Below are 8,885 nucleotides of genomic sequence, written 5' to 3' on the forward strand. Positions count from 1 at the left end.
CCATTCAGGCAGCCCGGCGGCGTTCCGGGAGCACATACAGCGCCAGGACGACCAGCATGGTCACGGCAGCAACGACTCCGGCAGCGCGGTAGCCGTCGACGAACGCAGTACGGACCTGGTCCAGAAGGACAGCGTCGTGACCTGTGGTCGCGAGCCGGAAGCCATCGACCCAGGACCCGTCTGCATGACCCGCCGCCGCGGACAGCCTGGACCGATACACGACGGTCGCCAGACTGCCGAGGACGACCAGTCCAGTAGCGATCCCGATCTCGTTCGCGGTCTGCGCCAGCGACGCGGCCGAGCCGGCCTGCTCCTGCGGTGCATGCGAAATGATGTCGTTCATCAGGAACGGGAACGCTGCCCCGACACCGGCGGTCGTCAGGATGGACCCGCACACCACCACGGCGATGCCGGACCGCCCGACCGGGAGCAGCGCAAACGGCACGAACCCGGCAGCCATCACGAGCAGACCCCCGAGTACGACGTACTTCGGGCGGAACCGGTGGCCGAGCCAGGGACCGGTGTTCGACGCGATGATCATCGCCAGCATCGACGGGATCATCCACAGCGCCGCGGTCAGCGGTGACAGGCCAAGTGCCGACTGCAGGTAGAACGCCGCGAAGATCGACGTACCGCCCATCAGCAGCGCGGTCAGGAAGAGCACCCACATCGCGCGGCTCACACCGGGCCGTCGCAGCAACGACAGATCGACGAGTGGGTGCTCCAGCGCGTGCTGACGCCGTACGAACAGCACGCCCAGAACGACGCCGATCGCTCCGAGGCCGATCGCCTCCCAGACGGTCGCACCGTTGACCGCCCACTTGAGCGTGGCCACGAGCGTGAGGATCGCGGCGAGGCAGAGCGCGGCGCTACGCAGATCGATCGGTGCCGTGACCTGGGTCTGCGACTCGGGCAGCAGCCGCGGCGCCGCCAGCACGGTCGCCAGCATCACCGGTACGCCGAGCAGGAACACCGAGCCCCACCACCAGTATTGCAGCATCACGCCACCGATCAGCGGCGCGACCGCCATCCCGGTGAGGAAGCACGTCATGTACGCACCCATCGCGGACACCCGGTGCTTCGGATCCGGAAACAGCTGGCCGATCAGCGCCATCGAGGCCGGCATGATCGCCGCGCCGGCGATGCCCATCACCGCCCGGGTCGCGATGATCATCCAGGGCGCGGTCGAGAACGCGGCGACGGCCGAGGCGATCGCGAACACCGCCGCGCAGGCGACGATCAGCCGCCGCCGGCCGATCCGGTCCCCCACCGCCCCCATGGTGATCATCGTGCCGCCGACCATGAACCCGTAGATGTCGTTCATCCAGAGCAGCTCGGTGGGCGACGGCCGCAGGTCAGCGGCCATCCTCGGCAGCGCGACGCCGAGGACACTGATGTCGATCGCGATCAACAGCGACGGCAGGGCCAGCAGCGCCAGCGCGAGGCGCGGACTGCGGGAGCGTCCGGCCACAGCGGCGACCGGCTCGGGCGTGGTCGTCATGAGAATTCCCTCTCGAGCAGTTCAGGCGGACGGCTGGGCAGGCTGGTAGTGCGACACCACGACCTGGTCGTCGAGCACGACCGTGTCGACGTGCCGCAGACCGCGCCGGCTGGCCGGGTTCGGGAACAGCGGGCGACCACCACCCAGTACGACGGGGTGCACGGCGATGTGGAACTCGTCGATCAGCCCCACGTCAGCCAGCGCCCCGGCCAGCGCCGACCCGCCCGTGAGCAGCAGGTCCTGCCCCGGCTCGGCCTTCAGCTCGGCGACCTGCTTCGCCAGATCGCCGCTGATCACCCGGCTCGTCCACTCGTCACCCTCGTAGCTGCGCGAGAACACGATCTTCGGGGTGGCCCGCCAGAACGGCGCGAACGCGAGCGTGTGCGGGTCGTCGGTGATCGACTCGGCGTTCGGCCAGAAGCCGACCATCATCTCCCAGACCGGCCGGCCGAACAGCAGGGTGTCGACGGTCTTGTCCAGATTCTCGGAGTACGCCGACAGCTCGGGCCCCATCATCGGCCAGTCGAACTCGCCGTTCGGCCCGTCCACGAACCCGTCGATCGAGGTGTGCACCCAGTAAACGACCTTGCGCATTTCTGCCTCCTCCAGAGTGTCTTTGCCCCCTGGTCGGAGCCGGTCACGGGTTCTTGACATCGCCGGCGCAAGAAAAGGGCGGCCGCTGGCGGGCCGCCCTTCGAGAGAACTCTCCTCAATCGGTGGTGACGGGGTGTTCACGGCGCCATTCCCGGCCGGCCACGGCGCCGAGCGCGACGGCGACGACGACCAGGACGGCAACGATCACCCACTCGAGCGTGCCGCTGCCGTGGTCCGGATCCCAGCCGGTGAGCAGCTCGATCCATTCGCGGCTGATCAGCGTGATCAGAGCGAGTACCAGGGCTGCCGCGGAGAAAGCGGCCTGCAGCCAGAAACGCCGTCGTACGGCGGAACGTGAGTGCATCATGCCGGCACCTCCCAGACACCGCGGCTGCGCGTTCCGACCCGGAGTACGTGCGCTGCTTCGTGGAAGAGCAGGTCGACCGCGAGGCTGTTCGGTAGGCCGGTGCCGTAGACCGACCAACTGCCGCCGGCGTCCACAGATTCGAACACCCCGACGTCGCAGGCCACCCAGACCCGGTCGTCGCGGCCGGGATCGGTGATCACCGCGTTCACGGGGATGGCCGGCAGGTTCGCGGTCACGTCCGTCCAGTGCGCGCCCGAGTCGTCCGACCGGAACACCGCGCCCGGGTTCGAGAACGTCACCCAATACCGGTTCGCGTTCCGCGGGTCGACCAGCAGGTCACTGATCCAGCCGTTGCGCGGGCGAGGCAGCGTCTCGGGGTCGCTCCACTTCCCGTTGGCGAAGCTGATCCGGGAGACGTCGCCCTCGATCGTGCCGACCAGCACCGTGCCCGGCTCCGGGATGGCGAGCGCCGAGGCGATCGACCGTTGGCCGCCCTGCAGGTCGATGTCGTCCCAGTTGTTACCTGCGTCCCGCGAGAGGTGCACCGTGTGCCCGGCCTTGACCACCACCGAACCGTTGACCTCCACCGGTGGATAGAACAGCTGGCCCGGCGCGTTGGGATCGCCAGGAGGAGTCACCCGCCGCCAACTGGCGGGGTCTCCGCGATGATCCGAACGCTCCAAGTGCATGTGGTAATAGGAGTGGTAGCAGACGTCAGGACGCGACTGGTTGGTCCCACAGTCGCCGCCGTCCCCCAGACCCACCTGCGTCCACAGGTCGGGCGACTCCCGGCGAATCGTGCCGTTGTCCTGCAGCCCGGCCAGCATCCAGATCTGCTCGTCCGGCCGCTGTGTCAGGTACTCGACCTCGCTGATCGCGAGCCCCGCGTTCAATGGCCGCCAGGTGTCGCCGCCGTCCGGACTCCGGAAGATGCCTCCGTCGCTGCCGGCGTAGATCACCGTCGGGTTCTCCGGGTCGAAGGCCATCGTGTGCTGATCGGGGTGGATCGAGTCGCCCTGTCCGATCCGCGTCGAGATATCCGTAAATTGCCAGGTGTCGCCGGTTCGTACGCCGCGTACGAGCTCCTTCGCGCCCAGGTAGATCGTGGTGTCGCCGTTACCAGGGACCGCGACGTACCAGTCGTAGGAGGCCTGGTCCACGGCGAGGACGTCGTCGACCAGTTGACCGAGGCTGAACGACGGCAGGTCGATGCGCACCCAGGGCGCCGTCCGGCCGGGCCGATGCCAGAGCCGGGCCATTCCCCCGGTCGCCGCGAACACGAACGCCTGCCCGGGGTCGGACGGGACATGGGCGACGGCCATCCGCTCCCTGGCCGGATCGAGCGCGGGCAGACCCGGCAGGTTCACCTTCGCGAACGCGCCGCCGTTCTGCGCGGCGAACAATCCGTCGGGCGCGGTCAACAGGATCTCCTCCACGCCCGCGTGATGCTGGGCCAGTGAGATGTCCCAGGTCATCCCCCGGTGCAGCAAGGACCAGGTGGCGCCACCGTCGGGTGTCTCGGCCGCGCCGCCGGTCGTTGCGACGAGCAACCGACCGCCGCCGGCCGGATCGACCACGATCCGGTAGAAGCCGACCCCGGCGAACACCTGCTCGGCGACCTGCGCCCAGCTCGAACCACCGTCGTGCGAGATCAGAAGTCCCTGGCCGAGATGGAAGTACTCCGAGTTGCCCTCGCCGGTGCCCGCGTAGACCGTCGACGTGTTGGACGGGTCGAAGGCCAGCGCACCGATCGACAGCGTCGGCTGGTCATCGATTCGCGGCGCCCAGTGCATGCCGCCGTCGCGTGTCTCCCAGATCCCGCCGGCCGCGCTTCCGACCAGCACTCGGCCGGGGTTGTTCGGGTCGACGGCGATCGCCGACACCCGTCCGCTGACCGTCACGGAACTACCCGGGCCGGTGCCGTACGTCTGGCCGTGCGGGATCCCGGCCGGGCCCAGCGAACGCCAGGTCAGCTCCGGCGGCGGAGGTGCGGCGCCGAGCAGCGTGGCGCGGTCGCGCATGGCTTGCACGTACGACTGTGTCGTCGCCGGCCGCTCCTCGGCATCAGTGATCCTGAGCGGCTGCGCCTCGTAGCTCAGGCCGCGTGCGTCCAGGAACGCCGCTTGCCGGAGGAAGACCTTCCGGCGGACACCCCGTTCCCCCTCTGCGCGGCCACTGGTCGCCAGCTCGCCCTCGCGCTCATCGAGGTCTGTCGGACCCTTCATGTGTGTCGCCCCCCTGCGCTGTCTTAACCCTGCGCTGTCTTACTTCTGCGCCGTCTCACTCCGGCTCGTCCGGCGCGCTTCCGGCCGCTGACGACGACTCGTCGGCAGCACCGGATTCGGTCGCCGACCCGGTTCCCTTGGTCTGCTCGGTCCCAGCGTCCTCGGTGTCACCGGCCGAGTCGTCAGCGGAGTCGTCAGCCGAGTCGTCGTCGAGGTCGAGCTCACGGCGCTCCGACAGTCCGCGCGATTCCTCGAACTGCCGGCGGCGGTCCTCCGCCCGCCCACCCGGACGGCCGGGCTCGTGCTCTCTGTTCCCCATGCCATCTCCTAGGAGCGCCGGCAACGCCACACCGGCCCGCCACAGCCGGGCCCGTCGATCGGCCGACACTCGACGCCGCGCAGATACCCCCGCGGTCCCCTCCCGCGATCGGCGGCGTACACAACTCAGACTCGCACCGGCGCCGATGAGGCGCAAGGGTGCACCGCCCCAGGCCGATCCACCCGAGAAGTTCGAGCGCTTGCTCGTTGCCGCAAGCAACGACGGTGACACCTGACGTGTCCGGGAACCACGTCAGCGCTTCGGGTTCCGCCGGGCGCGTTCGACGGCGTACACGGCGGCCTCGGTACGGCGTTCCATGTCGAGCTTGCGCAGCAGCGAGGAGACATAGTTCTTCACGGTCTTCTCGGCCAGGAACATGCTCTGCGCGATCTGCCGGTTCGTCTTGCCGACGGCGATCTCGTCGAGGATACGGCGTTCCTGCTCGGTCAGCGACTGGTATCGCGGATCCTCGTTCGAGTCGGCCGACTGCCGCAGCCGGTCGAGCACCGCCTTCGTCATCGCCGGGTCCAGCAGCGATTCGCCGGCCGCCAAGCGGCGTACCGCGCCGACCAGATCGGTGCCGCTGACCTGCTTCAGCAGATACCCGGCGGCACCCGCCATGATCGCCGTGAACAAGGCCTCGTCGTCGGAGAACGACGTCAGCATCAGACAGGCCGGCGGCTCCGTCATCAGCGAACGGATCTCCCGGCAGACCGTGATCCCGTCGCCGTCCGGCAGCCGAACGTCGAGTACGGCGACGTCGGGCCGCAGCGCGGGGACCCGCGCGATCGCCTGCGCGGCCAGCGTCGCCTCGCCGACGACGTCGATGTCCGGCTGACTCTCCAGCAACAGCCGCAGTCCGAGCCTGACGACCTCGTGATCGTCGAGCAGGAACACCTTGATCCCCATGTCACCTCGCTCACCGCTGCTCCAACACTGCTCCCCGCTGCTTCTCCGCGACCCAGCGTAGCCGGGTGGTCCGGCCAGGTCATCGCTTCGACGTTTTCCGAACGCCCGGCCGGTTCCTCAAGGCGAGGCTATTCCGTACGGTTAGTGACGTGGGCGATACACCGGGAAGCCGGGACCGGCTCTGGGACAACGACGCGATGCGGTTCGCCGGCCTGTCACGCGTCCGGCTCGACGCTTTGCTGCAGGAGTTGCTCGGCCGGGTCGACGAGATCATGGACTCGCAGGACCGGCTCCGAGCGCTGCTGGACGCCGTGGTCGGGATCGGCACGGACCTGGATCTGAACAGCACCCTCGACCGGATCGTGACCGCTGCGTGCGATCTCGCCGGCGCCCGGTACGGCGCACTCGCCGTGGTCGGCCGAGATGGCAAACGATTGAGCAGATTCATCACGCACGGCGTCACCGACGAGCAGACCGCAGCGATCGGGCCGATTCCCCAAGGGCATGGCCTGCTCGGTCTGCTGATCGACCAGCCGACGTCGCTGCGCCTGCACGACCTGGCCGAACACCGGACGTCCCACGGCTTCCCAGCGAACCACCCCCCGATGCGTAGCTTCCTCGGCGTTCCGATCCGGATTCGGGACCAGATCTTCGGCAACCTGTACCTGACCGAGAAGGCGTCCGGTGCGGACTTCACCGAGCAGGACGAGCGCAACGTCACCGCCCTCGCCGCCGCGGCCGGCGTCGTCATCGACAACGCCCGGCTGTACGCCGACACCGAACGCCGCCGGCGCTGGCACGAGGTCACCGTCGAGATCACCCAGCTGATGCTCGGAGAGTTCGACCCCAAGGACATTCTCCAGCTCGTCGCCCGCCGGGCTCGGGAGGTCTCCGCCTCCCGCATCGGTGTGGTGCTCCTGACCGACGACGACGGGCTCGTGATCGAGGCGATCGACGGACCCGACGACCTGCAGCGGTACGTCGGACGGCGGATCGCGGCCGACTTCCCGGTGCTCGGTGACGCGGCACGGGGCGACAACCAAGAGGTGGTCGACGATCTCGCCCAGGTGCTGAAGGACATCGGGCCGCCCGTCGACGATCTGCCGGAGGTGCTGTCGCTCGGGCGTGCGGTCATGGCACCGATCCCGGCCGGCAGTCACGCGACCGGTGGACTGCTGCTCGTGGCCGCCGAGCGCGGCGCCGTCCTCGGCGTCACCGAAGGCACCGACCTGGTCAAGATGTTCGCGAACCAGGCGACCCTGGCGCTGGACCGCGCGCAGGCGCAGCGTGACCAGGCGATGATCGCCGTCCTCGAGGACCGGGACCGGATCGCCCGCGATCTGCACGACCTCGTCATCCAGCGGCTGTTCGCGACCGGTCTGCAACTGCAGTCCATGCAGCATCTCGTCCAGCCGGAGGCCCGGGGGCGCATCGGGAGCGCCGTCGAGGACATCGACACCACGATCCGGGACCTGCGCGCGGCGATCTTCGAGCTGTTGCACCAACCCGGCCGCAGCTCGCTGCGATCCGATGTCCAGTCCCTCGCTGCGGAGTACGCCGAGCCGCTCGGTTTCGCGCCGCGGCTCAACTGCGTAGGACCGCTCGACACCGTCGTACCGACCGTGGCGCGACCGCAGATCCTGGCCACGATCCGGGAGTCGCTGTCGAACGTCGTACGCCACGCCCGCGCCACCGCGGTCACCATCGATGTGGTGGTCACCGGCAACGAGGTTGTCGCCCGGGTCGCCGACAACGGGGTGGGAATCGGCCCCGGCGAGCGGCAGAGCGGCCTCCGCAACCTCCGCGAACGGGCGGAGGCGCTCGGCGGCTCGGTCAGCGTGCGCCCGAACGAACCCCACGGCACCGTCGTAGAACTCACCGCTCCACTCGACGCGTAACCTCCCCGGGCCCCTCCGGCCCTCGAGACCGGCACGAAAGCCCCCGCAGATCCGGGACCGTCGCCTCTGCTGACAACCGTTCCTGCTCCGTCAGACTTCTCTCCGGTGGTCGCAAGGACCACGTTCGGAAACGGAGATGATGAAGAAGTACCTCGTTGGGTTGGCGGTCACGCCGGTCGTGCTGATCGGGTGATCCGTTCCGACCGGCTCCGGTTCGGAGCCTGGGGCAACGAAGTCCGCCGCGGCCGCGACCCGGAACGATCCGCGCTCGGTGCAGCCCGGCAAAGCGTTCACTCTCGGGAAGCATCAGATGAACACCGGTTGGAAGGTCGTCTACCAGGAGTACCTCGGCACCAAGGTCACCGGCACCGTGACAAACGTGTCGAAGTCCACCAGCACCGCCTTCTTCCACGTGAAGTTCCGAACGGCAAGAGCGTCGTCGCCAACATGCAGTGCGCGTCCGACGACCTGGAGCCGGGACAGTCCCAGCCGATCGAGTTCCTGAACACCGTTCCCGGCGAGGGCAAGCTGCCGAAGTACACCAGCGTCACCGCCGAGGCCGATTTCTGAGCCTTGCCGGGTCCGGAACTGCGGGTCGACGATCACAACCAGGGGTGGGCGCTGCCGCACGGCAGCAGGCTGAGGGGTGGGAATGAGCGAGACATACACCAGCGACGACGAACCAGGTGACCAGCAGGCCGGGCTCTGGAGGGTCAAGCTGACCTTCCGGGCCGGGGGCATGACCGAGCAGGCGATCGACGATCTGTGCACCAAGCTCGAGGCGGAACTCATCGAGCAGCTCGGTGACCAGCTCTCGCACCCGATCTTCCTGATCGGCGGCCCGTTCCCCGACCACGAGTCCCTCGCGCACTCACTGGCCGAGGACATCTGACGGACACACCCGGCAGCCCGCGCCCCGCCCAGGGGGCGGCGGGCGGTCGGGGCGCCCCCCGGCGGGCCCCCCGGGACCCGGGGATGACCGGGGGGCGGGAGCGGGGCGCGGGGGGCGGCGCGGCGCCGCGCGCGGCCCCCCCGCCCCCCCCCCCCCCCCCCGCCCGCGCCCCCCCCCCCC

9 protein-coding genes are annotated in these 8,885 nt (G+C 69.3%); 3 read left to right on the forward strand and 6 right to left on the reverse strand.

The window, feature by feature from the left end; translation table 11 throughout:
• Positions 1-4: 4 nt before the first annotated feature.
• The 6 genes from ACWGID_RS25005 to ACWGID_RS25030 form a co-directional block, all read right to left on the reverse strand.
• Complete coding sequence (locus tag ACWGID_RS25005) at positions 5-1,501, reverse strand: MFS transporter (protein ID WP_452200366.1); 1,497 nt, start codon at positions 1,499-1,501, stop codon at positions 5-7.
• 21 nt (positions 1,502-1,522) lie between these two features.
• Positions 1,523-2,095, reverse strand: coding sequence for a dihydrofolate reductase family protein (locus ACWGID_RS25010; protein WP_452200368.1), 573 nt, complete (start codon positions 2,093-2,095; stop codon positions 1,523-1,525).
• A gap of 115 nt (positions 2,096-2,210) precedes the next feature.
• Positions 2,211-2,462: a hypothetical protein gene (locus ACWGID_RS25015; RefSeq protein WP_452200370.1), complete on the reverse strand. Its 252-nt coding sequence runs from the start codon at positions 2,460-2,462 to the stop codon at positions 2,211-2,213.
• Entirely contained in the window at positions 2,459-4,687 is a 2,229-nt protein-coding gene (locus ACWGID_RS25020) for a WD40/YVTN/BNR-like repeat-containing protein (protein WP_452200371.1), read from the reverse strand. The genes ACWGID_RS25015 and ACWGID_RS25020 overlap by 4 nt, the downstream gene beginning before the upstream one ends.
• Before the next feature lie 55 nt (positions 4,688-4,742).
• Positions 4,743-5,006: a hypothetical protein gene (locus ACWGID_RS25025; protein ID WP_452200373.1), complete on the reverse strand. Its 264-nt coding sequence runs from the start codon at positions 5,004-5,006 to the stop codon at positions 4,743-4,745.
• Positions 5,007-5,258: 252 nt separating this feature from the next.
• Complete coding sequence (locus tag ACWGID_RS25030; RefSeq protein WP_452200375.1) at positions 5,259-5,915, reverse strand: response regulator; 657 nt, start codon at positions 5,913-5,915, stop codon at positions 5,259-5,261.
• A 149-nt stretch (positions 5,916-6,064) separates the two neighbouring features.
• On the opposite strand from ACWGID_RS25030, the gene ACWGID_RS25035 reads away from it, so the two are divergent.
• The 3 genes from ACWGID_RS25035 to ACWGID_RS25045 all read left to right on the forward strand — a co-directional run bounded on the left by ACWGID_RS25035 (position 6,065) and on the right by ACWGID_RS25045 (position 8,705).
• Positions 6,065-7,813 carry a GAF domain-containing protein gene (locus tag ACWGID_RS25035; RefSeq protein WP_452200377.1) on the forward strand — a complete coding sequence of 583 codons (1,749 nt, stop codon included), beginning with the start codon at positions 6,065-6,067 and terminating at the stop codon, positions 7,811-7,813.
• Positions 7,814-8,260: 447 nt separating this feature from the next.
• Complete coding sequence (locus tag ACWGID_RS25040; RefSeq protein ID WP_452200379.1) at positions 8,261-8,383, forward strand: hypothetical protein; 123 nt, start codon at positions 8,261-8,263, stop codon at positions 8,381-8,383.
• 82 nt (positions 8,384-8,465) lie between these two features.
• The gene (locus ACWGID_RS25045) at positions 8,466-8,705 is read left to right on the forward strand and encodes a hypothetical protein (RefSeq protein ID WP_452200381.1); all 240 of its coding nucleotides are present in this window, start codon (positions 8,466-8,468) and stop codon (positions 8,703-8,705) included.
• Positions 8,706-8,885: the final 180 nt, after the last annotated feature.

Source organism: Kribbella sp. NPDC054772, assembly GCF_053611945.1.

Bases quoted from the DNA above. Each gene is read 5' to 3' on its own strand.
- ACWGID_RS25045 (WP_452200381.1), top strand. From the start codon at position 8,466: ATGAGCGAGACATACACCAGCGACGACGAACCAGGTGACCAGCAGGCC.
- ACWGID_RS25010 (WP_452200368.1), bottom strand. From the start codon at position 2,095: ATGCGCAAGGTCGTTTACTGGGTGCACACCTCGATCGACGGGTTCGTG.
- ACWGID_RS25030 (WP_452200375.1), bottom strand. From the start codon at position 5,915: ATGGGGATCAAGGTGTTCCTGCTCGACGATCACGAGGTCGTCAGGCTC.
- ACWGID_RS25025 (WP_452200373.1), bottom strand. From the start codon at position 5,006: ATGGGGAACAGAGAGCACGAGCCCGGCCGTCCGGGTGGGCGGGCGGAG.
- ACWGID_RS25005 (WP_452200366.1), bottom strand. From the start codon at position 1,501: ATGACGACCACGCCCGAGCCGGTCGCCGCTGTGGCCGGACGCTCCCGC.
- ACWGID_RS25015 (WP_452200370.1), bottom strand. From the start codon at position 2,462: ATGATGCACTCACGTTCCGCCGTACGACGGCGTTTCTGGCTGCAGGCC.
- ACWGID_RS25040 (WP_452200379.1), top strand. From the start codon at position 8,261: ATGCAGTGCGCGTCCGACGACCTGGAGCCGGGACAGTCCCAGCCGATC.
- ACWGID_RS25020 (WP_452200371.1), bottom strand. From the start codon at position 4,687: ATGAAGGGTCCGACAGACCTCGATGAGCGCGAGGGCGAGCTGGCGACC.